The following is a 22,422-nucleotide window of genomic DNA, read 5'->3' as shown; positions in this document are numbered from 1 at the left end:
TAATACGAAGTGGATATTACTGTCTGGTATTGAAATTTAATTTCTCATTCAACTTCACCAGTTAATTTGCAGGCAATTGCCGGAGAGCATAATGGAATCATTGTCTTTTTCACGTCGTCGTTTCTTACAATTTAGCGCAGGGGCTGCGCTCGTCGGGGGGCAGTTACTGACTGCGCGCAATGTACTGGCGCAGAACCTGCTTACAGCGCCGATACAACAACTGCTGCTGCTCAATAATGAATGGAACACTATTGTGAATGATGCTGCACAGCGAGCCGCAAAAGTGCTGGGACTGCCTTATTCTTCGACCAACTTCAATTTGAATGACGCCACGGCGCTCACTCAGGCACAGTCTGCGATCGCTGCCGGGAAAAAATTGATCCTCACCAACAGCGTCGATGGCAGTGCTAATAAAAGCATTGCGCGTGCTGTCGCCCAGAACGGAGGCTTTCTGGTCAACTTCGGCAGCAATTTGCCGTGGAGTCATCCTCTTGATGCCGGTGATGGCTATGTGCAGGCCTTTGTCACACGGGAAGATATCGGTTTTTACCAGGCTGTAAAATACACTCTGGGAGAAGCTGCCAGGAAGTCCGGTCCGGCATTAAAAGTTCTGCATGTGACGGGGCCAAAAGGGGCGTTTGTCGACAATCTGCGCAGTGCCTCCGTTTACCATGCTCTCTCTGAATTCCCACAGGCCAAAATTTTGGGCAGCCTGCCGGGTAACTGGAGCGCAGAAGATGGACAAAAAGCTGCAGAAGATTTGATTTCCCGCTATGGCGCGCCAGATGTGATCATCGCGCAAAATGACGGCTCACTGACTGGGGTGCTGGCCGCACTGCGCGGGCTGAATATTAAACCGGGTAAAGATGTCCTGACTGTTGGGACTGATGGTGCCACGGATATTCTGCGCGCGGTAAAAAGTGGCCGTGTGGCGGCAACCGTCTTCCAGTCTCCGGCTTATCACGGCATCCAGGCCGTAGCGCGTCTGTTTGATGCTTTAAATGGTTATAAACCCTCAGTGCCAGAGCGTTTCGTCGGTTTTGCTGGCTTGCTGGTGACCAAAGAGAACGTAGATGGCGTGCTGGCTCGCTTTGTTGATAACCCTAACCTGCCCTTTGACCCTCGCTTGCTTTCACATGTTATCAGTGGTGACAAATGGGATCCTCAGACGCCACTGGTGCCGATCAATATCGAAGAGTATTACGCGGCATCGGGCACCCCCAAACCAGCAGGTTGGCAGCCCCCTGCCGCTTATGCTGAAGCGTTGGCGTCCGGTGAGTTTGAGAAGGCCACGCAACGTTACCAACAGGCTTACCGCCTGAAGTTAAATAACTTCGATTACAAAGGCATCAGTGTCTGATGGCGCAGCTCAGCCTTGATCGCATCGGCCACAGCTACGGACGGAACCGCGTGCTGGCCAACATCAATGTGCAAATCGCCTCCGGTGAGGTTGTGGGTATTCTGGGTGAAAACGGTGCGGGAAAATCAACGCTGCTGAATATCCTTTCCGGCACGCTGCGGCCCACCACAGGAACCGTTCAGCTGGACGACCAGGCCCTGGCGCTGGATAACTATCGGCAAGCGAATCTGCAGGGGATCTGGCGTATTTTCCAGGATCCCGCGCTGATCGGTAATTTACCGGTTTATGAAAGCTTGTTTCTAGGGCATGAGCAGAAATTCAGTCGTTATGGCGTGTTGCAAAAACGCGCCATGGTGGCGGAAGCCCGGCATATCGTTTCACAGATGGGATTGGACGTGGATGTCAAAGCCGCGATGCTCAGCTATGACTTTGCCACACGTCAGGCATTGGAAGTCGCCCGCGCCGTGATGCTGCCTAAAGTCCTTGATCTTCCCGCTGGTTTTGTTCTGTTCGATGAACCTACCACCGGTTTGAGTCGCGCTGAAGTCTCACGCCTGCTGAATCTGATGTCTTCACTGCGTCAGCAAGGGGTTGGTGTGGTGTTCGTTTCCCATCGATTGCAGGAAGTGTTTGAGGTTTGCGATCGATTGGTGATCCTCAAGGACGGAGAACAGGTCAGTGAAGGCAAGGTCACCGAATATACTGAATCGCGTATCCATAAATTAATGGTCGGCCGAGCCATCACTCGGCAGGCGCAACTTACGGAGGTTCCCTCTTCTGCCCACACCACACTCTCGGTCACGGCTCTGTCTGCGAGCAGCCGCCTGCGAGCTGGAACCCGTCGCGGTGCCCTGCATAAGGTGTCCTTTTCGCTTCAGAGAGGCGAGATCGCGGGAATTGGTGGTCTGCTCGGCTCAGGAAAGGGGCAGCTGTTACGCATGCTGGCGGGCATTGAACCGGCTGAGAGCGGCGACGTTGCTCTGAATCAGCGCGCATTACATGGCACTTTTCGCCAGCGCCTGCAGCAAGGTGTCGCGTTTATTTCGGGTGATCGCCCCCATGAAGCCCTGATTTTAAGCCAGAGCGTCACCAGTAATATCTCGTTACCTGGCGGGCAGAATTCGCCTCGAGGTTTTACTAATAGGTTGGGTTTATGGCGCACGCGGTATGAACGACAGGTTACCCGCGAGATGATCAATGCGCTCAACATTAAAACCCGTGCCGGACAAATCGTGGAATCCTTGAGCGGTGGGAACCAGCAAAAGGTTTCACTGGCGCGTTGGATCCATCGGCAACCCGCGTTGTTATTGATTGAAAATCCAACGGCAGGCGTGGATGTCGGCGCCAAAGCCGATATCTATGCCCTGCTCCGCCAACTGGCGGCGACCGGCACCACCATTTTGTATGTCAGCGATGACCTTCCGGAGTTGCTCAGTTTAAGCCATCGCATTTTGATCATGCGCGATGGGCAACTGGTAACGGATATCTCAGCCCAGAGTGAGCAAGCGACTGAACACAATCTGGTTGCTGACATGATTGGTTCTGCTGAGTCCCCCTCTTCTTTTCATTCAGGAGATACTGATGAGTATCGACTCGCTTAAACCCGTAGAAACGCTGACTCGCTGGCCTATCCAGCAGCTGTTGCGTCGCGAACAGCGTGCCATTGTCCTTCCTATTGCCGCACTGCTTATTTTGGTTGTGTGGTTTGGGGTAAATCAGCCTGCATTTCTCTCACCCTTAAATCTTGTGGTGATGGGGGCGCAAGCAGGCCCGCTGCTGTTGATTTCACTCGGCGCGACCTTTGTGGTGTTAATGGGCGGTATTGATCTCTCTGTGGGGGCCGTTGCAGGGCTCTCCTCAGCACTCAGCGCCGTTTTACTTCAGCATTTTGGCTTGAGTTTTGGGCTTACGTTTGTGGCGGCATTGGCTACGGGCATCATTGCTGGATTAATCAATGCCAGTTTCTCTACCCTGATGCGTATTCCCTCATTTATTGCCACGTTAGCCTCTGGCTCAATCTTTACCGGCGTCATGTTGCATGTATTGAACGGGTCCGCGCTGTTTGTCGATAACGACGACTTCTCTTCATTGGCCAATGGGCAACTGATCCCTAATGTGCCCAACGTGTTGTTACTGGGACTGGCGTTATGGCTGGTGCTCAGTTTCAGTACTTCATATACCCGCTTTGGTCGCTATATCGTGGCGATTGGTGCCGGGGAACGGATTGCGCAACTCAGCGGCATCCCTATTAAGCGTTTCAAAACATACGCCTTTGTTTTGTCTGCCACGCTGGCCGCCGTGGGTGGGTTCTTTTTGCTCTCTCGCTTGGGTTCCGCCACACCTTCCATTGGCGAAGGTTATGTGCTCGATAGCGTCGCGGCCATAGTGGTCGGCGGCACTGCGCTGAGCGGAGGGGTGGGCGGTGCAGCACGCACCTTCTCTGGCGTTGCCATGATCACCATTTTGAGCAATGGCCTGAACGTGTCCGGCGTTTCCCCTTTTACGCAGGAAATCGTTAAAGGTTTCATCATCGTGCTGGCGGTATTAACCACTATTGATCGCCAAAGCCTGCAGAACATCATCAAGTGAGGACGGTTCTGATGACAAATTCACCCCGTTTCGGCATATGGGCCAATGTCCACGGCACGTTTGCCTCGCTCAGCCACCCGGAAGAGAAAGTCGATGCCAGTTGGCAGCGCGTGCGTGCACAGATTCTTTTAGCTGAAAAGCTGGGTTTCGATAGCACCCTGATAGCGCAGCACACCATGAATCCGCTTGGTGAGGATCTGGATCAGCTTGATGCCTGGACGGCAGCGGCGGCGGCGGCCGCGTTGACGGATAACATTGAAATTATCGCGGCGATTAAGCCTTCGATCATCCATCCCACGATTCTGGCTAAACAGGCGTTGGGCATTGAAGAGATTAGCCGGGGAAGATTCGCTATTAATGTGGTGAACGCGTGGTGGAAACCTGATCTTGAACGTTCTGGCATCGGCATGCTGCCGCATGAACAGCGTTATGCCTTTGGCACCGAATGGCTAAAAGTGGTGAGCCAGTTGATGCAGGGGCAAAGAACCACGTTTCATGGTGATTTCTTCAACGTTGATGATTATGTTCTGCGCCCGGCGAACAACTGGCGTCAGCGCCCACAGATTTATATGGGCGGAGAATCTGAACCGGCTCGTGCGCTGGCGTCACAAGAGGCAGATGTGCTTTTTCTGAATGCCCAATCTGAGGTGAGTGCAAAAGCATTGATTGCGGATGTGAGAAGTCGTACCCGCCCAGCTACATTAGCGCCGATTCGCTTTGGCATGGCGGCGTTTGTGATTGCCGCAGAAAGCGATGCATCAGCAGAGGAGATTTTGCAGTGGCAGTGGCACCTTGATGCGCAGGATAAAGCCCGAGCGGGGAATATGATCGATCGCTTTCTAGAGCAAACCGATCAGCAATCGGTGATGTGGAAAAACCTGCGTGACCGCCCACATATTGGGCCTAACGGCGGAACCGCCGCGGGATTGGTCGGCAGTTATGACACGGTGGCACAGCGTATTCTTAACTGGAACCGACTGGGAATTGAAACCTTCATGCTTGCCTTCCAGCCCTTTGAACAATGGATGGAAATCTTTGCGCAGGAAGTTCTGCCCCGCGTTCGTCATTTGGAGAAAAATCAATGAGCCAGCAGGCTGAAAATGTTCTCGCCGCGTTAACGGCAATCCTTCCACAGCTGGGTGACAAAGCTGCCACTTATGAGCGCCAGCGAAAGCTACCTTATGACGGCATCGGTTTACTCCGCTCAACGGGGATTTTCACGCTACGTGTACCGGAGGAGCATGGTGGCGCCGGCGGGACTTTGCATCAACAGATGGCTGCCATTACGGCCATCGCTTCAGTGGACTCCAATCTGGCGCAGGCCATTCGGCCACACTTCTTTTTTATTGAGGAACTGTGCGTGCATGGCCTGGGCTCCACGGCTACAGCCTGGTGGCCGACGATTGTTGAAGGCGCGTTGATCGGTAATGCCTTGAGCGAAGCATCCACTTCGCGCGTTGGCGACATTACCTCAACCCTGATCCAACAGGCTGATGGCAGTTGGCAACTCAACGGAGTAAAGGCCTATTCCACCGGCAGCCTGTTTGCCACGTTGCTCTATATTGCGGGTCAGGATGCAGAGGGTGTTCGCCGTACTGCTCTGATTCCGGCAAATCGTGACGGTGTCACTCTTAATGATGATTGGGACGGTATGGGGCAGCGATTAACCGCCAGCGGAACGTCTTATTTCAAGGACGTACGGGTTGAGGCGTCTGAGTTGCTTTCCTTCCATGCTCTGGATGATCGCTTCACGCATATCGGTGGGCAACGGCAGCTGTTTTTATCTGCGGTACTGGCTGGCATTGCGCTCAACGCATCATCAGATATCAATCACTATCTCAGTGGAAAAGCGCGGCCCAGCGCACATGGCTTGACGGCAAAAGCCAGTGATGATCCGTTCTTCTTGCGCAGCGCGGGAGAAGTGAGCAGCGCGGCCTGGGCGTCACGTGCGGTGGTGCTTGCCGCAGCAGACAGCCTGGATATCGCGGCGCTCCAGCCAGAAAATGAAGCAGCCGCACTCTCTGCGGCAATTGATGTTGCCCGCGCACAAGTGGCGGTGGCCGATCTGGTATTACCCGCGACCATGCGTATTTTCAATGCAGGCGGAGCTTCTGCGGTTCGTGACGAGCTGAATTTACACCGTCATTGGCGCAATGCGCAGACGGTAGTGGCACATAACCCGCTGGACTATAAACGTTGGGCCGTCGCGAACTGGGAAGTTAATCATATCCAACCGCCGCGCACATCCTACTTCTGAGGTGATCAATGGCCAAAATTGCTTTGCACTGGTATCTACCTACCCACGGTGATGGTCGCACGTTGACGCAGGCTGGCGCGGCAGTGCAGTCACTCTATATGGGCGATAATTCACAGCCAGCAGAAGCTGATTCAGAAACTGATGTTGCCCCAGCGGGCGTGCGCGCTACCAAGCAGCCGCTGATTAACGCACGCGGAGAAACGGCGGCCAGCGGAGGGATGTTCAAGCCGCTGTGGCACCACGGACGTGCCGTCGTGCCCGCAAATGGCTGGTTTGAATGGCAGAAACGGGGGTGCGGACGATTTCCTGGACTCTCAGGAGATAAGCTATGTATTCCGAAGCGGATCGCCTTCGTGCAATCGAGCTGTACTTTAAATATGGCAAAAAGATCGTAGCCGTTGTTCGTGAGCTGGGTTATCCCACAGAACGTCATCTCAGAAGCTGGATAGAAGCATGGAAGGCAGGTGACGGTACTATAAAGAGTGTTAAGCGCAAACCACGCTACTCCACCGCGCAAAAACAGGCTGCTGTTGATCATTATCTAACACACGGGCGTTGCCTGGCCTACACGTGCCGTGAGCTGGGCTACCCCTGCACCGCAATACTCAACTGCTGGCTGGATGAACTTCTGCCGTGAAAGCGTCGTATCATGACCAGCACCTCAAATCCTGAAGCGCCCTTTACATCAGAGGTTAAGCGTAAAGCCGTTGGTGAGCTGTGCATGCGTAACAAACCCGCCCGAGAAATCGCTCAGCATGTGGGTGTCAGCCGCCAACTGTTGTATAAGTGGAAGGATGAACTTGTTGGTGACGAGGCCTAACGTTCAATGCGTAAACTCAAAGCAGCATCCGAAACAGAAGATATCGATAAGCTGCGAAATGAGCGTGACAGGCTCAGGCAGGAAATCCAGCAGTTACAGATGGAACACGATATCCTGAAGAAAGCGGATGAAATGATAAAAAAAGACCCGGGCACCAGCGCAGGTCCCCTGACAAACAGGGAAAAGACTAAGGTCGCTGATGCCCTGAGAGAAACATATCCGCTGTCGGCGCTGCTAAGCACACTGGGGCTCGCCCGTAGCAGCTATTTTTATCACCGCGCTGCGCTGCAGGCCGGTGATAAGCACGCTGTTGTTCGTGTGACCCTGGCCGGTCTCTTCCACACCAACTACCGGTGTTACAGCTACCGCCGCCTGCACGCCATGCTGCGTCATGAAGGCGTCCGGCTCTCTGAAAAAGTCGTACGCAGGCTGATGTCAGAAGAAACACTTGTTGTGAGTAAAGCACGCCGCCGACGCTACAGCTCGTACTGTTGAGAAATCGACCCAGCCCCTGATAATCTTCTTGCGAGAGACTTTAATGCAGTGCTGCCCAATCAGAAGTGCCTGACGAATATCACGGAGTTCCAGCTGCCTGCGGATAAAGTGTGGCTGCCACCGGTGGTGGACTGCTTTGACGGTAAAGTGGTTAGCTGGTCGGTAGGCACAAGGCCAGACGTAATGCTTGCAAACAGCATGCTGGAAAGTGCGATCGAGACGCTACAACCCAACGAACGCCCGATCATACATAGCGATCGTGGCGGGCATTACCTGTGGCCGGGGTGGTTACAGCAAATATCCTCCTCGGGGCTCACTCGTTCAATGTCGCATAAAGGGTGTTCGCCAGATAATGCGGCATGTGAAGGGTTCTTCGGGCGGCTGAAAAACGAGATGTATTATGGTCGCAACTGGTCTGGTGTAACGCTTGAAGACTTCATGAAGAAGGTGGATGATACGCCAGAATTCTGGTCGATAGCGTAAACGGCAATGTGCAGGGTGAAACTGTTACTTGAAGGTTCATTGACGCTAAGTAAATACGACCTTCTGGTAGCAGTGGCTGTGACCATGGTACGGGCTTTGAAAAATGACGAATGTTGGCATGCCTAAAAGCGTGCATATTGCCTGAACATACCACTGGCTGCGGGAATTTTTACCTAATTCTGATTTATTCAACAAAACCCCAGATTACCTGAAATTACCGTCATAAAAATTCAAAAGAAATTCATTATCGGTATTCATAGGAAGTTTATCGCATGAGTGAAATGTCGAGTAAATATAAATAGATTTGTTAATAAAGCTAGCCTAATTCAGAAATTGTTGTTGAATTTTTCAGGGGCTGTAGCACTTGAGGAACTATCTTAGGCAAGCGGATCTTGCTGTAAAAATAATTCGAATGTTCTCTACAGACTCTAAAATTTTTTTTGATGAAAAGAAACAATATTCAATCTCCAAATCAGCTCTGCTGTTCCGCAATGGAGTTGAGTTTGTCATTAGTGGCTTTTTCTTCTTCCAGCGTCTCCGAAAGAAGCTTTGCAGCATCGTCATATCCAAGCTTAAATGCTAGAGCGCGCAGCGTGCCATAGGCTGCAATTTCATAATGTTCAACCTTCTGAGCAGCGCCAATAAGACCAGCATCCCTTATTGGCCCAGCCTCAACGGAATCAATAATTTCTTGAGCTTCTTCTACAAGGCCCTCCAGTGCATGGCATTTCATCCTTTTAATATGGACACTATCTGTAACCTCAACCAGTTGGTCAATCCGATCAATCTGACCGCGTGTTTCCTCAAGATGCTGTTCAAAAGCCTTCGCAAGTTTTTTATCGGTGGAGGCTCTCGCCATTTTTGGCAGAGCACGAGAAATCTGCTTTTCTGCACTATAAATGTCAGAAAGATCGTGAATAAATAAATCCGAGAGGGTTTTGATCGTCATAATTTACTCCTGATTGTTAATGTTAAATAATTAAGTCACACTTGAGTATAACCCAATAAAAATAAACGACGATATTTTTTGCCTATTTCCTCGCGAAAGGCATCTTTTATTTGTAAAGTGATGATTAAGAAGGATTAAAAAAATTATTTTTTAAAAAATATCATGGCATTAAAGAAATCATTGGATATCATCATTTCCCCTGCTTGTTTTCATGCCTGGAAGGATGTTCTTTACCTCACCTCCCCCTCCGACTCAAAAATTCAGCTAATTTGGCTGATAAAAATATTAAATGAAAGCCGTTGCTTTTGTTTATTCATAAAATTCCTTTATATCAGTTCGAAAGGAAAATATTTTTTTAAAGTTCAATTAGATCCATTATAGAATTTCCAGAAGCGAGTGATGTCGTTGCAATTGAAAATGGCTATAAGTGGAAAGTGACACCATAAGATATTTAAAATTATATCCTAACTCACTGATTTACTATAATGTTCACCAAGGGCGTGAGTATCAATTACTGCCTGATGTCAATCAATATAAAACATGGCTGGGTAAAAAAATTATTTTGGTAAATGCTAAATTTTACCATTCCTTACCATCAAGGCGGCATCTCTGTAAATATCCGAAAAATAGGGGTCCTCTTCGTGTTCTTGTAAATTATCTAATGTTGATATAGTGTTTTCCCTATTTACTTCATGACCTGCATCCATTAGCTTTCGCACAGCCTTTTGAATAGCTTGAGAAACAAAAATAAGTCTTTCATCGTTATTGAGCATAGTACTCCAGAATGAAGATTATCTTCCAATAAAGGTTGGTTCGGAATGGTGTGGAGAGAACCATTAATACAAAAATATCTCAGCGACACCATTTTAATTCATTTAATCCAATGTTTTAAAATATTTAGCCAGCAGAATAATCTTCAGATAAGAAACATAAAGTTACCCTCACGTTAGACGACGACAAATTACCGGTTTTTCAAAGGCGCAGCAGTCATCAGTTGCTTGAGAAAATTCAAATAAATAATTATATTGATTAATTTCAGCTTAGCCGGGATTCTGAAGCAATACCTTGTAATCATTGCGAGCAGGCGGAAGTGGCATCCATAAATTAACATTCATGCATATTCTTTTCTCGGTATGCGAGTCAACAAAAATATGAATGCCACTTTGGCTTTGCCCGTTATACAACCAACCTCCACGGACTTCCCCGGATTGAAGTTGAACAAGACATTCTTGTTTAAATCCTGGGAGTTGTTCATTGATGTCAATCCATTCGAGTATATGGCACATAATTCCACCCTTGGGTGTGATTAAATTACAAATGATGGGAGCTCTCCGTTAATAGGAGTGTCTGATAACCTTCGGTAATATCTATAAAAGTGGAAGGAACTTTTAAATGAATACTTACAGCCGTTTAACTTAATTATCCTGAAGAAATTGTGTGTTGGAAAATTTAAATACCATAAAAATATAATGAAGCAAGAACCCCCCCCACGGTGCCATTTCTTCAACATCAAGTAGGGATTTTAACATGTATAGTAATTAACGGTTAGTGAATTTTTATTTTTTTTAGCTTTCACCTTAACTGCATGTTAAATAAACACATATATTTTTAAATGATATTACCCTGCTCCCCATCGCCAGTTAAAGCAAACTCCCCATGACTAACCATTAATGAGTTCATCGAAAAACAGGTGAGTTGTTACGTTCTTTAAAGCCAAGCACGAGCATATTTACTTCGTGGAACTCTCAGGCATTCAAGGTAAAACTATCTGAGTTTACCAATGATTATATTTATCTGTCACGTTTCGACTGGAAAAGCCGCTGGTCCCAATGTTATGATTCCCTTAATACTCAACGAATTGTCTGATTGATTCATTTTCATCAACATACTCAAAGGCGAGCAGGTACACCTGTTTTTGATCGTATTGCCAACCGGTTTCATTTTTTATAATGATATCCCCGGGGTTAAAACAAACTCCAGATCGGGCCCGAACTATGCCGTATTTCCCATTGGTAAATCTGACTCTGTGTATGCAGAAGGGCTGAGCCCCTTCGCCAAAACAGCGTTTGTCAATAATGAATCCTTCAGAAAATACTTTCATTTTCTTCATTTCAGTGTCCTGTTTACATTGTAAAAGCAGAGGCGAGAAAACAACCCTTAATTCATTTGATAAATTAAATTCCTGAAGACCTCACATTAGTGTATCGCAATTTTTATGAGTGTTTAAATAATAGTTAATTTTCGTATGTCGTTTCATTTTATTGTGGTTCGGCGTACGCAATAATACCCAGTGATAAAAGCAGCAGAATTGAACTTCAATTCACATGTTAACGTTAGCAGGTAATGCGTTACATAATCTGAATATTGCGCGCTGCAACTGTAGTAGCTAAATTCAGATGTCTGCCCCCCCCACCCCCAGTTCGGACATTTAGAAGGAGCCTAAACAGCAACTTATAAAAGAACAGCCATCTATTTTACTGATGTGATTTCTGCTATTACTTAACTTATTAATATGCAACAATGTTTCTATTGAAATTGTAGCGCAATAATCATGGAAACTTTCCTCAAAAAACTTAGCGGCGCATCTATATTAGAGATGGCATTTTAAATATCTTGATTTAAATGCAAATAAATAGCATCAACGAGATGGAAAAGATCAACATTGAAATATGTCAACAATATGCATATTCCCGTCATCCGTCAGTAAAATTTTATCGTTTGCAAGTATCAGGCCATCAAGTAAGATCTTGCCGCCCTCTCCGACACTGCGTGAAACAGTTATTTGATAACAACTTTGGCCGTAGTGATATGTCATAGAAAAAGAAGGCCATTCATCCGGCAACCGGGCATGGATAGTGAGGGTATTGCCCGCACGCTTAATCCCGAGTAACTCCTCTGTCAAAAGTCGATATGCCCAACCTGCTGAGCCGGTATACCAGCTCCATCCGGCACGTCCAATATGAGGTGCAACACTGTAGACATCTGCGCTAATGACATATGGCTCTGCTTTGTAGACCCTGACGCCTTTGTCATCTAATGTGTGGTTTATTGGGTTAAGCATTGACCAAAGTTGCCAGGCACGCTCTATTTTGCCCATTCGGGCAAATGCCATAACAGCCCAGATAGCTCCATGCGTATATTGCCCCCCGTTTTCCCTTACTCCGGGCAGATATCCCTGAATATATCCCGGATTCGTACCATGCCCATCGAATGGGGGCGCTAACAATTTAATCAGGCTATGCTCATCATCCACCAGATACTTATCAAGTGAATTCATACTTCGTACGCTACGTATCGGATCGGCGGCTCCTGAGAGTACAGACCAACTTTGCGCAATCGCGTCAATCCGACAGTCCTGCGAGGATTTAGCGCCCAGCAGATGACCATCGTCAAAATACCCCCGCCTGTACCATTCACCGTCCCAGGCATGAGCCTCGAGATTGTCCTGCAGGCGCTTCGCTTCCGTATGACACATCAAAGCAATACCTTCCTCATGCTTTTGCTCGGCAAGTAAAGCGAAACGCTGCAATATGTCATAAAGGAAGAAGCCCAGCCAGACGCTCTCACCTTTACCTTTTACGCCAACCCGATTCATACCATCGTTCCAGTCCCCTGAGCCCATCAACGGGAGGCCATGAGCACCAAAATTCAGACTGTACCGGAGAGCCTTCACGCAGTGTAACCAAAGCGTTTCAACGGTATCGCTGACGGCAGGCGTGTCGTAAACGGACTCTTCGCCAGGCGGTATATGAAGACCTTCAAGGTAGGGTATCTTCACGTCGAGTAAACTGATGTCTTCAGTGGCTGCCACATAGTGGCATACGGCATAGGGTAGCCAGAGATAGTCATCAGAGCAGCGGGTACGTACACCATTACCATGCGGAGGGTGCCACCAGTGCTGCACATCGCCATGAATAAACTGACGTGATGCGCACAGCAAAATCTGTTCGCGAAGCCGCGAAGGCTCTGCGTGCACCAGGGCTAAGGTATCCTGAAGCTGATCGCGAAAACCAAATGCGCCGCCGGATTGATAGTAGCCGCTCCTAGCCATTAGGCGACAGGCTATCGTTTGATACAAAAGCCAGCCATTGACCAGCAGGTTAACGGAGGTGTCAGGTGTTTTAACCTCAACTTTATGGAGCATTTTGTGCCAGAAATTATTAACACGGCTTAACTCAAGACTGACATTTTCCTCATTAAAATATTGGGAGAGAACTTCATTAGCCAGGACAGGATTTTCTTCTGCGCCAAGGACAAAGATAAACGTTCTCTGATCACCATCAATTATTGTAGCGGCTGACTGTACTGCACCACAGGGATCCAGACCGGCTCCTGTTTTACCAGTAAGGTAGCGAGATGACATGGCCAGAGGATTTTGCAGAGAACGGTTACGGCCTATAAATTCACGTCGGTCCCCTGTTGTTGAACAGTTGAAACCGCTTACGGCAAAAAATGCTGTGCGTTCGGCACCGTCTTCGCCATAAAAATTGTTCGCCAAAATACCGCAGCCGCCAGAGATTCTTGCAATCTGTGTCACTATATGAGGAGAAGAGCGAACTCGTGAATCACCCAGGGTCCACTCGACATAACCAGTGACGGAAATTTTACGTGTGCGGCCTGAATTGTTACTAAGTTTCAGGATAGCTAGTTTTGTTGGGGCCTTCTCTGAAACAAACACCGTCAACTCGCTATCTATACCACTTTCTCGATGGGAAAAGATGCTATAGCCAAAACCATGGCGGACCAGATAATCACCTTGTCCCCGAGCAGGCAATGTACAGGGTGACCAGAATTCCCCGCTCTCTTCATCTCGCAGATAAAAAGCTTCACCGCTTCGGTCACTTACCGGATCGTTTTCCCAGGGGGTTAAACGGTATTCATGTGCATTTTTGTACCATGTGTAAGCTTGCCCCGCCTCAGAAATAACGCTTCCAAAACTGTCATTTGATAGAACGTTAGACCATGGAGCAGGCGTTGGACCGTTCTGTCCAAGAACAATCTGGTACTCCCCGCCATCCTCAGTGAATCCACCGTATCCGTTAAAATATTTTAACCGGGTAGTATCTGGAGTCCAGGGGACATGTCGATTATTTCCTGATACATAAGATGGAATGAGTGCCCCAGCAGAAGGTTTTATGATACAGGTACGCTGGTTAAGCTGTTCATTCAATCCACCCGCACGATCATCGAGATACAGACAGGCCACGCTCATCAGTAGCTGCTTATCCTCATTAGAGAGATGCTCGCCATTACGAACGTAGAGTCCGCCGGATTTATCTAAAAGACTGGCTTCTGAGCCAGCATTAATTAATTCCAGAATTTGATTTTGTAGGCCTTGACGGTAACCTCCGGGGCAGTTAATGAGAAAGATTAAATCGGCCACCAGACCTTTCAGCCTCCAGTATCTATGCGCCTGAATGAGCGTGGTAACTAAGGCAGTATTTTCCTCGCCTGTAATACTGAGCAATACAATAGGCAGATCCCCGGAAATTCCCCATCCCCAAAGGCCTGACTGTCCTCGTCGGTTACGGCTGATAACCTCACCTCCGGCGCGTAACTCCGGGCTTGGATAGAGTAACGCGCTGGCAAGACGGTTAAATAAGGTAGCATCTTCTTCACTGGCGTTTATCTGACGTAAAACAACCATACTATGGGACAAAGCTAATTCAAAAACGCGGTCTGCTATGGGATGATCACGATATTTTTCCAGTAACGCCATACTTTGTTGGCGGCTTTCGCTGATGCCATAAATTATATCTAATGTGAGCGGCTGCCCTGGCTGAATGATAATTCTGTGGCTTATTGCCACTATGGGATCCAGTACTGCCCCTGATGTGTTACTGAGCGGCCCTCCTGAGGAGATGGCTTGGGGATCTGACGGGGTCCTGCCACGACCAAGGAACAGGGCCCTGTCCGTCTCGAACGAGACATTTTGTGAGTTTTCACCATGCACCACCATCATGTGGATGAAAGAAGGTGTGGCTTCATCCGGCGAGCGTGGACGCCGTTGACAAAGTATGGCGTCACGCTCAGGTATAAGCTCAGTCTGAATAAACAAGTTGCTAAACGCGGGATGTGCAACATCGCTGGCGGTCGGAGCAAGTACCACCTCGGCATAGGATGTCAGTTGCAGCGAGCGCGGCAGGCGGCCCCGGTTTATTATCGTAAGTCGCCGCAGTTCAATGTCATCCTCAGACGATACAACCACCTGAGTTTTGACGCTGAGCGTCCCGAATGTGCGCCTGAATTCAGCTCCTGCATCCGTGAAAACCACTTCACCGTCATTTTCAGTGCCATTGCCTGTAGGCTTCAGGGTATTACACCATACATCACCGGTCTGATTATCACGGATGTAGCAGAATATTCCCCAGTTATCCCGGGTGGTATCACTACGCCAGCGCGTGAGAAGAAGGTTTTTCCAGCGACTATAACCGCCCCCGCCAGCGGTTAACATCAGATGATAATGGCTGTTGGACAGAAGCTGAATCTCCGGAACCGGGGAGTCGATTGTGGTAATGATGCGGGGTTCATGATTTACGGGCTTGATTCGTCCTTCATGAGATTCAAAATGACGGCGCGGACTATAAAGCTCGATTATATCCGGCACGCGCTCTTGCATAAGCAGACTCGCTGACCGAAAGACCGGACTGGACATGAATCTTTCCGTCATTGGTGCGTTATGTAGCACGTGGGACAACGACTGAAAAGCCATCCCCTGGTGGTGAGCCATCCAGGACTGTACTACTGCATACAGCTGACCGGTTGCGAGACGCGAAGATGTATAGTCAAGCGCCTCATAAAAACCGTATTCACCACGTGCACCATTTTTCTCCAGCCTCAACAGATTGTCACAGGCGTTTTGCGGCGAGACCATCAGTGCCAGAAATGAAGCATAGGGGGCGACGACCATATCATCAGCAAGCCCTCTGCGCAGGCCAAGTCCTGGCACACCAAATGCCTGATATAGATAATTCTTATGTATATCAAAAGCATGATATCCCGACTCTGATACTCCCCAGGGAACTCCACGTTCCTTTCCCCAGCCTATCTGACGCCTGACCGCTGACTGGATCATTTTGTCCAGCAGACTGCCGGGCCAGGTAGGCATGACCAGGTTCGGCATAAGGTATTCAAACATTGAACCGCTCCATGACATCAGAGCAGTTTCACTGTCGATAGTCGTAAACAATCGCCCCAGGGCGTACCAGCTTTTGAGAGGCAGCTGATTAGTCGCAATAGCAAGGAAACTCGTCAGTCGGATTTCAGAAGGTAGCAGATCGTAGTGGCTCTTATCTGGCGTATTCGTTTCACAGTTGTAACCGACAGTCAGCAGGTTGGTTGCATCATTATAGAGAAAGGTGAAATCCATGCGCGCATGATCAAGCAGTCGTTGTTCAAGTTCGGTAATCATTTGCAGCCGCGCACGGGCCTCGGCTTTTACACTCTCAGGGAGTGACCGATCATATGCAGAATGTGCGCTGGCCAGCCAATCGAGGGTCGGCAGATCTGATTTGTTCCATGATGCAGGCAGCCAGCTAAGAAGGCTTGCCCATTCATTGCAATGCTGAATCAGCTGGCGCTCCAGATGTCGCGCCCAGCGGGCAGGAATAAGCTTTTGATTAAGTTGTGTTATGAGATGGTTGCACTCGACGCACATTTTATTCAGCTCTTTATAGAACTCATGCGGAATCAGAGAGCTGGCATTTTGCCAGATTTTGCGCAACTGAATTAAATGAGGCGGTAAATGCTGTTCACAAAGCTTCTCCAGAATGGCCAGTGTATCGTCCAGCCCAGCCATCATCCGATCAATGCTCAGAACAGGCTGGTGGCGCATAGCTGAAAGCCCTTCACGCAGCGTGAGTAAATGGCCAGCCATATTGCCACTGTCAACGCTTGAAACATAACGTGGACTGAGGGGGATCAGCGTGCAGGTGTCATACCAGTTATATAGATGGCCACGGTAGTGTTCCATTTTGTCCAGTGTATCGAGGGTGAGTGACACGCGCTTTAATACCTCTTCACCGGGGAGATAGCCAAAATCCCAGGCAGTAAGGTTAGCCATCAGAGAAAGGCCGATATTGGTCGGGGAAGTGCGATGGGCTACCGCTGGTTCCGGTTTTTCCTGATAGTTATCAGGCGGAAGCCAGTTCTCATGCGCAGTAGTAAAAGTCTCAAAAAAAGCCCATATTTCACGGCTTGTCTGGCGTAACAGCCGCTTCTGCTGCTGATTCGGAGAGAATGCTTTCTGCACGGGCTGAAGGCTGAGCCAGCTCATCAGCAACGGCGTGAGACACCATAGGAAAGTGACAGGCAAAGCAATTGGCAACAGGTGTGGGCCAACAAGTGTGGTCAGTACCGCCAACAACATGCCGCTGACAACATTCATCCACATAGACTTATAAAACCGTGCAACCGAACTGCTGCCCTTATCACTGTCTGAACTATGGCTGGTCCATTCACTAAGATTGCGACGGCTAATGCCTAAACGCCATAGCGTAATCATAATCGCATACAAAGAATATCCGGCTTCATGCGGCAGTATCGCAACATTGAGCCCGATACCTGAAAGGCGCTTAAGCGCACCATAAGCGACCAGCACCAGATGCTGCTTAAGTTGGCGCCGAAATGGCTTATGCAAAAAGTCATATGACATACTAAATAAGGCAGGCAGCAGCCATATTATTAGCAGCAAGCCAAACCAGTATGAGGGATTTGGCACCCATAACAGGGTGGTAAATAGCAATAAAAACAGACAGGGAGCGACCAGACTTCGACGCAGATTATCGATTAATTTCCAGTATGAAAGTGGTGACAGTGGATTCCTGCTTCTGGTGCCATCTGCTTTTCTGACACGCAAGTTTAACCAGTTAAGCAACTGCCAGTCGCCCCGGATCCAGCGTGAACGGCGTCCAACATCTGAGAGATAATTATTTGGATATTGTTCGTACAGTAACACCTCACTCACAAGCCCTGAACGTGCATAGCACCCTTCCAGTAAATCATGACTGAGGACGAGATTTTCAGGACAGGTATTCATTGTGGCCTGAATAAATATATCGACGTCATAAATACCCTTCCCCAGAAACGATCCTTCCCCAAAGAGATCCTGATAAACATCGGATGACATCATGGTATAGGGATTATTTCCCGGTACAGCACTTCTTAAAGCCGCATAGCGCCCCTGACCGGAGCGAGGTAATTCCTCCGCAAGGCCAGGCTGGAGAATACCATAGCCTTTGACAACCCTCTGGCTTACTGGATCGTATTCTGGCTTATTCAGAGGATGCGCCATTGTAGCAACCAGCTTATGGACAGTATCACGCGGCAGAACCGTATCACTGTCGAGCGTAATAACGTATTTGATGTGGCCAGGTAGAAGATCGGCGGGCATATCAGCAACGCTGACAAATTGCGACGAAGGATGGCGAAGCCAGTCATTCAATACAGCCAGTTTTCCACGTTTACGTTCAAAGCCCATCCATATTCGCTGAATCGGGTTCCATTCAGGCTGCCTGTGTAACAGGTAAAAGCGTGGGCGTCTGGATGGATATTTCTGATTTAGCGCCAGCATATCTGAGACTGACTGTGTGAGCAGGGAGATACCTTCTGGCGATGACTGGTGTTCGGAGTCAGCGAAATCGGTGAGCAAAGCGAAGCAGATATTTTCATTCTGATTTCCCAGCCAACAGACTTCAAGGCTACGGAGGAGTTTACTGAAGCTCTCGTAACTGATCAGCATGCACGGGATCACAATCATCGTTGCACTATCAGGCGGTATGCTGTCTGAGAAATCCATTCTGGGTAATGGACTAGGTTCCCTGAAACGAGTGAATGCATCGCTCAGTAAGTCGCTTACAAGCTGGCTAACCACAACGAGCAAAGGTAAGACCAGTATAAACAGCAATACGTCAGTTCCGGATTTTAGTGTTTCACGCAATATCCCGGCCGTCAGAGCTGTGGTGAATAAGCTGATACAGCCAAGCCATGACAAAAGAGATATTCTGGTGAAACTGTGTCGCAGGCGCGTGAGAGGTGATGAGCCAGACAGGAGACATATTTCCAGCTTTTTGCGGCCATCCCCGATAAGATAGAAACCAATGTGATGCTCAGGGGTATTGATAACATTTTGAGAGGTAAGAGCCACGATACGACTAGCAACTTCAGGTTCACTCAGTCTACTGTCTCGCGCCAGGATCTCAACAACATGTCGATAGTGGTCACGGGTGTCAAAGTGCATTTTGGGATAAATTCCAGCAGGATCACTTCGCAACTCCCTTTCTACAACACTTATTGACTCGGCGAAGTCGGCCCACTTCGTTTCGCTCACTAGACGTAAACCTGCGATGCTGTTACTGACTGAGAGTTGACTGGCAGCTAGTTGTTGATTGAAAACGTTAATAAGAATTTCGGAAGTCGTTCCCTGTTCAGCAAGGCACTGATCAACCCATGCGAGAGGTAAAGATTGCACATTTCCATGCCCCTGAAGCCTGCGAACAAGTTCTGCGACAAACGCGCTACTCAAATCAGGACGTGAATTGGCAAGATCAGCGACAACCATGATTAAGTCAGAGGGTGAGCGGTCCGCACATTCGAAAATCCTTGTTATCCATAGGTCTGCAATATTTCGGTCCTGCTGAGCCCTGACTACATCCATGCTGATACGACGAAGGTTTTCGATTAGTGCCAGTCTCAACATTCCAGGTAAAGCCCAAATCTCCCCTAAAGCGAGCGGTGTGACCTTTTGATAGCTCCATATGAACCCGCTCAGGCTTGCAGGGTCCCAACGACCATCGCCGTGAGCGATTGCCTCAGCAGCAATATGATAAATACGTGGGCAATTATCCGGTGAAATGAGTGACGGTAGACCTTTGCCAAAGCTTTTCGGCAAATGCTGTCGGACCATACGGATCTGTTCTTCGATTAGGTAGTAATTATCCAGTAACCAATCACCTGCAGGGGTTATAGCTGTTTTTGCTGCAGAGTTTATTTCGTAGCAGTTTCTCGTAATGACAGCCTCATTATCGCCAAGTCTTTTAAGAAGATGGTAAGGCAATTTGTATGGTGATAATTTATGGATACGCGCTAGTTTTTCACCATAACGCTCCATCTGTGCAGTTGAAAACAATTCAGACTTTTGGTTATTTTCATGAGCAGATTTGTTTGCCTGACGCACAGCACCCCCTGAAATTTCTGACTGTACGCGAAAACGTGTGAACCATGCTGAAGGATTTAATTTCATAATGTTGCTCTGATGCGACGTTAACGCGCAAGAGCAGTTGCAAAATCAGAACAGAAACTTCTCTTCAGGATGGGCGTCAGGCATCAGGGATTTAACAGCTGCTGGGATAAAATAATTATAGAGCATCCCGAGAAATTTATTTTAAATTTTTCAAAAACGAGCATGGCAGTCAAAGCATACAAAACAAAAGTAAAATAAACTGATAAGTTTGAGTGTTATCAAGAGCATAATTCTCACCATTATTAATTAATGACTAAGTACAAATTTGGCAGCACTGTCACTCCACTGATTAACACATATTTATAACTCCTTATAAAATCGCATGAAATTTCTCTATAGTCTTCAATCAACTGGTTTTATTCAGTGAGGCTTAACGTTTTGAATAAATAAACTAGAGGAGGAATTTGAAGAATCGTCTCATCTTCGCTGATCTTATCCTACTGATTAACCCTAAGTTTATACACGTAAGAGTGGCCCTGTGCCCAGGCTCTCCCCATCCTTAACCCTTTTGATGAATAAATGAACTACAATAAAATACTAACTCAATCTTCTCTCGGGAAGAATTAAATAATTTGCAGACTAGATTATTCTTCACTAAGTAAGTCAGGAAAATCAAACAACGTAACTCATTGTTAAAAATGAAGTCCTCAAAGATTCCGGCGTTAAGTATAGCTTGAAGTGTTTAGGTTACAGACTAATCATCATCCTGACGTTAGCCAAAGCGTCAATTTCTCCCACAACCTGATAATTCTTTACGTTTAGAAAAGGCTTTAGAGATGATTTATTCCAGCATTCAATCTCATTACATCAGTAGTAACTCAGACAAGCGGTTAGTAAAATACGACATCATCTGCATCGATGATAACAGATATATTGTGAAGGTCATTGATAACAGACACTTTTTGCGGTCAACCCCCGATTACTATTCAGAAGTATTTACTTTTGAAGTCACAAGGAAAGCTTACGAAATGGAGAACAATATCGGGTCTGCTTCAGTGGTCAGACATCGTCTTCAGTTAACTTTTGCAGAACATATTTTGGTAAAATGCCAGCAGCATCGTGACTCAATGGACGTTCTGCCCTGATAATGACTTTCCGTGTAAAAAATTTATGATAAAAATCAATATATTAGGTGTAGAACTAATAAAGCACGGCCTTCATTATGTAAAATAAATTCACGGATAAAAATTCTCGAAAAAAATTTTTTTAAATAAATCTTAACTATCAGATATTCCTTAGTTCATTAAGTGTTAAGGTTTAAGAGTTACAGCTGATCCCCCTAAGCGGCGGGGTGCAAATGGTTCTAGCAGCTCGCGCTGTGTGTAATCATTCACAAGTCGGTTTGACCATTCAATGGCTTACCGGGAGGCACCCGGAGTTGTGACCTCATCTCACCCACACCCACTGGGCGTCATTATCATGAGCAGTCTAAGGTGTGGTGGTTTTGAGTTTTAATTCATTCATCCCAAATAAATCAATGAGTTTGATCCCATAACTCCTTTTAATAATTAAACTCACCAAATGGAATTAATCAATAAAAATTAATTAACTAAAGCCTGCATCCCGGACATTCTTAGATGTTTTTAGTTTACAGTCGCTTCGCCTCAACTCAGCGTCGCTTAAGCCATCCACCCTGTTCTGTCAAGTCTGTTATTACCTCAGCGGGTATGAGGCAGTAAATCATCCAAAAAACATCTTAGTTAGCGCACAATAACTCATTGATAGATCATAGTAATTATAAATTTTAAAAGTTAGCAGCCTCACCTATATGAGAAAGATCTTGCTGACAATCTAATAATTAATGTCTGTCAGGCATTTTCCTGTTACATTAAACTTCCCGGAGAGATTTACAATGAAGTCTGAAGACACCCTCAATTGGTACCCAAGTCAGTTGCCCCCTGTGAAAATTATTCTGGGTGAAGCAATTCTCGAAGTTGGAAGATCCGGTCGTCCAATCAATACCCGAACATTATTAGAATATTTGCAGATTCAACAAACCAGACAAAATAAAAATGATAATAAAATTGCGTTGCAAACAGCTATTGATGTTTTGAGGGATAATCAGAGAATTAATGGCAGGCTCTAGTTTTTATTCATACATTATGACCTGCTCCCCGTTGATTAATACACCGCGATGTTAGTAATGTCTTCATAAGTCACATGAGGACATCCCCATGAAGAAGCGATTTTCCGACGAACAGATCATCAGCATTCTCCGCGAGGCTGAAGC

The 22,422-nt window shown here is 47.5% G+C and carries 11 protein-coding genes and 2 pseudogenes; 8 read left to right on the top strand and 5 right to left on the bottom strand.

The annotated features are described in order from the left end of the window. Positions 1–91 precede the first annotated feature (91 nt). The 7 genes and pseudogenes from LBW88_RS25820 to LBW88_RS25790 all read left to right on the top strand — a co-directional run. Positions 92–1,360 (top strand): sugar ABC transporter substrate-binding protein, encoded by a 1,269-nt coding sequence (locus tag LBW88_RS25820; RefSeq protein WP_224935525.1) that lies wholly within the window; start codon positions 92–94, stop codon positions 1,358–1,360. After that, entirely contained in the window at positions 1,360–2,961 is a 1,602-nt protein-coding gene (locus tag LBW88_RS25815; protein WP_224935523.1) for a sugar ABC transporter ATP-binding protein, read from the top strand. Before LBW88_RS25820 ends, LBW88_RS25815 begins: the two co-directional genes overlap by 1 nt. After that, entirely contained in the window at positions 2,942–3,949 is a 1,008-nt protein-coding gene (locus LBW88_RS25810; protein WP_224935521.1) for an ABC transporter permease, read from the top strand. The genes LBW88_RS25815 and LBW88_RS25810 overlap by 20 nt, the downstream gene beginning before the upstream one ends. 11 nt (positions 3,950–3,960) lie before the next feature. Further along, the gene (locus tag LBW88_RS25805; RefSeq protein ID WP_224935519.1) at positions 3,961–5,034 is read left to right on the top strand and encodes an LLM class flavin-dependent oxidoreductase; all 1,074 of its coding nucleotides are present in this window, start codon (positions 3,961–3,963) and stop codon (positions 5,032–5,034) included. Next, positions 5,031–6,206, top strand: a complete 1,176-nt coding sequence (locus tag LBW88_RS25800; protein ID WP_224935517.1) for an acyl-CoA dehydrogenase family protein — start codon at positions 5,031–5,033, stop codon at positions 6,204–6,206. The genes LBW88_RS25805 and LBW88_RS25800 overlap by 4 nt, the downstream gene beginning before the upstream one ends. Positions 6,207–6,376: 170 nt before the next feature. Continuing rightward, positions 6,377–6,514, top strand: a pseudogene (locus tag LBW88_RS25795) (SOS response-associated peptidase family protein); the annotation flags it as partial. A gap of 20 nt (positions 6,515–6,534) precedes the next feature. After that, a pseudogene (locus LBW88_RS25790) lies at positions 6,535–7,974 on the top strand (IS3 family transposase); the annotation flags it as partial. Between the two features lie 502 nt (positions 7,975–8,476). On the opposite strand, the gene LBW88_RS25785 reads toward LBW88_RS25790, so the two are convergent. From LBW88_RS25785 to LBW88_RS25765, 5 genes are all read right to left on the bottom strand, one after another. Next, positions 8,477–8,953, bottom strand: coding sequence for a ferritin-like domain-containing protein (locus LBW88_RS25785; RefSeq protein WP_224935515.1), 477 nt, complete (start codon positions 8,951–8,953; stop codon positions 8,477–8,479). A 572-nt stretch (positions 8,954–9,525) separates the two neighbouring features. Beyond that, positions 9,526–9,726, bottom strand: coding sequence for a hypothetical protein (locus LBW88_RS25780; protein WP_224935513.1), 201 nt, complete (start codon positions 9,724–9,726; stop codon positions 9,526–9,528). A gap of 267 nt (positions 9,727–9,993) precedes the next feature. Further along, positions 9,994–10,239 (bottom strand): DUF551 domain-containing protein, encoded by a 246-nt coding sequence (locus tag LBW88_RS25775; RefSeq protein WP_224935511.1) that lies wholly within the window; start codon positions 10,237–10,239, stop codon positions 9,994–9,996. Positions 10,240–10,796: 557 nt separating this feature from the next. Further along, complete coding sequence (locus LBW88_RS25770) at positions 10,797–11,063, bottom strand: hypothetical protein (protein WP_224935509.1); 267 nt, start codon at positions 11,061–11,063, stop codon at positions 10,797–10,799. A 546-nt stretch (positions 11,064–11,609) separates the two neighbouring features. Then, positions 11,610–20,192, bottom strand: a complete 8,583-nt coding sequence (locus LBW88_RS25765) for a glycoside hydrolase family 94 protein (protein WP_224935507.1) — start codon at positions 20,190–20,192, stop codon at positions 11,610–11,612. Positions 20,193–22,044: 1,852 nt separating this feature from the next. Here LBW88_RS25765 and LBW88_RS25760 point away from each other — a divergent pair. Continuing rightward, positions 22,045–22,278, top strand: coding sequence for a hypothetical protein (locus LBW88_RS25760; protein WP_224935505.1), 234 nt, complete (start codon positions 22,045–22,047; stop codon positions 22,276–22,278). Positions 22,279–22,422: the final 144 nt, after the last annotated feature.

It is taken from the genome of Pantoea sp. alder81, assembly GCF_020179835.1.
GTDB lineage: Bacteria > Pseudomonadota > Gammaproteobacteria > Enterobacterales > Enterobacteriaceae > Pantoea.
Note: the sequence above shows the minus strand (reverse complement) of the source record. Positions and strands in the feature narration are given on the sequence as shown.

What these genes read in the sequence shown, in the direction of transcription:
- LBW88_RS25805 (WP_224935519.1), top strand. Translation starts at nt 3,961, where the DNA reads ATGACAAATTCACCCCGTTTCGGCATATGGGCCAATGTCCACGGCACG.
- LBW88_RS25770 (WP_224935509.1), bottom strand. Translation starts at nt 11,063, where the DNA reads ATGAAGAAAATGAAAGTATTTTCTGAAGGATTCATTATTGACAAACGC.
- LBW88_RS25765 (WP_224935507.1), bottom strand. Translation starts at nt 20,192, where the DNA reads ATGAAATTAAATCCTTCAGCATGGTTCACACGTTTTCGCGTACAGTCA.
- LBW88_RS25820 (WP_224935525.1), top strand. Translation starts at nt 92, where the DNA reads ATGGAATCATTGTCTTTTTCACGTCGTCGTTTCTTACAATTTAGCGCA.
- LBW88_RS25780 (WP_224935513.1), bottom strand. Translation starts at nt 9,726, where the DNA reads ATGCTCAATAACGATGAAAGACTTATTTTTGTTTCTCAAGCTATTCAA.
- LBW88_RS25760 (WP_224935505.1), top strand. Translation starts at nt 22,045, where the DNA reads ATGAAGTCTGAAGACACCCTCAATTGGTACCCAAGTCAGTTGCCCCCT.
- LBW88_RS25785 (WP_224935515.1), bottom strand. Translation starts at nt 8,953, where the DNA reads ATGACGATCAAAACCCTCTCGGATTTATTTATTCACGATCTTTCTGAC.
- LBW88_RS25800 (WP_224935517.1), top strand. Translation starts at nt 5,031, where the DNA reads ATGAGCCAGCAGGCTGAAAATGTTCTCGCCGCGTTAACGGCAATCCTT.
- LBW88_RS25775 (WP_224935511.1), bottom strand. Translation starts at nt 10,239, where the DNA reads ATGTGCCATATACTCGAATGGATTGACATCAATGAACAACTCCCAGGA.
- LBW88_RS25815 (WP_224935523.1), top strand. Translation starts at nt 1,360, where the DNA reads ATGGCGCAGCTCAGCCTTGATCGCATCGGCCACAGCTACGGACGGAAC.
- LBW88_RS25810 (WP_224935521.1), top strand. Translation starts at nt 2,942, where the DNA reads ATGAGTATCGACTCGCTTAAACCCGTAGAAACGCTGACTCGCTGGCCT.